The sequence below is a fragment of the Olleya marilimosa CAM030 genome (assembly GCF_000518485.1).
Taxonomy (GTDB): domain Bacteria; phylum Bacteroidota; class Bacteroidia; order Flavobacteriales; family Flavobacteriaceae; genus Olleya; species Olleya marilimosa.
The window spans coordinates 1-1465 of the sequence record NZ_JADR01000027.1; the positions used below are offsets into that span (position 1 = coordinate 1).

At 31.2% G+C, this 1465-nt stretch carries 2 protein-coding genes; both read right to left on the reverse strand.

All coding sequences use genetic code 11. The features are described from left to right. Positions 1-82: 82 nt before the first annotated feature. Positions 83-517: a hypothetical protein gene (locus M890_RS0113945; protein WP_028284105.1), complete on the reverse strand. Its 435-nt coding sequence runs from the start codon at positions 515-517 to the stop codon at positions 83-85. 156 nt (positions 518-673) lie between these two features. Beyond that, a complete protein-coding gene (locus tag M890_RS16535; RefSeq protein ID WP_028284106.1) occupies positions 674-1336 on the reverse strand; it encodes a hypothetical protein in 663 nt (220 codons plus the stop codon). Between the last annotated feature and the right edge of the window lie 129 nt (positions 1337-1465).

Consider the following 1465-nt stretch of genomic DNA (forward strand, 5'->3'; position numbering starts at 1 on the left):
GTTTAAGCAACTAATTTAGTAAACAAAAACGAACGCGAGAAAATTCCGAAGGAATTTTCCAAATAGGCAACGACCAAAGCAATTAATTATACACGTTGTTGCCAACTGTTTTTTTATTCAATTCGGTTTTGTTCATTCGATTTGCAATATAGAAACCAATTATAGCTAAAGGAATTCCGATTCGGAAATGTTTTCCGCTATAAATTCCGTTAAAACTCTCGTAAAATGGTTTCAGTTCAATTCCAATTCCGATTAAAGTCAAAATTGAGAAAATTAGAAGTATTGTCTTTCCGTTTTTACTTGTTTTATTCCACACAATAAAGCTAAAAATCAGATAACACAAATATCCGATAATTGCTGAATTCAGATAGTTTTCAGTTGACATATTCAGTGCGACATCAATTATAGAATATTCCAATTGGATATTCAAAAATTCAAATCCATTTTCAAATCGGAATGTGAATAAAAAGATTGAAAATATCAATCCTAAAATCAAAAGTACATTTTCAGTTCTCATTTTTCAAAATTGTTGGCAACGGTCTCGGCTATGAGTAGTTGCGTGGGTTAGCACTTAACTTTGCAAGTACGTACCAAACTGAAAATCCGCGAGGATTTTCAGAAGTAGGCAAGAACAAGCAATTACTTATAGCCATTGTTGGCAAATCGTTTTTTTTTATGGTATTAATATCAGTCGTTGTTTTAATTTCTTGTTTCCTAAAACCCAAACAATTAAATATGCACCAGCACCATCACTATTCCATTGATGAATAATATAATCATCCTTGTTTTTATTGATTTCAAATACATTGTCACATTCAAAAATATCCTCGTAAAGAATACTCGGAATCTCAATCGATTTTCCATTTATTGAGGTTTCAATTCCGACAACTTCTGTTTTAGGAATATTTCCGTCAGTTCCGTAAATTTTGCGTCCGTTAATTTTAGTCAGCCACTTTCCGTCAAAATCAGATATCTTATTTTCCAGACTAAATTCTTTTAACTTATACTCAAATGAAAATTCAGTTCCGTTGTATTTATTCAAATCCTCAATTGGGCATAAACGACTTTTATGAATATAACCCGTAAAAGTATCATCTTCTCCGCTTTCCATTTGATATTTGTTTTTTGAAATATAGACAGTTATCCAATCCGATTCTGTTTCGTTTTCTTGATAACTAAATACTTCCGAATCTTTGAGTTTATAAATGACTTCAGAGTCAATTTTAGGAAGTTTTCGAACGTTAGTAAATCCATCAACATCTTTTATAACTGCAACTTGTCCATAATTCAGATTACAGAAAAAGATGATTGAAACGATTATTAAAAAGTTCTTCATTTTCTTATGATGCAGTTTTTCTTAAATGTTTGCCAACGTTTTGCATATGGAAAGTTGTGATTTGCGCGCAATGAAATTCCGAAGGAATTTCAGCAGTAAGTAAATAAACAACTTCCATAATTAAGACAC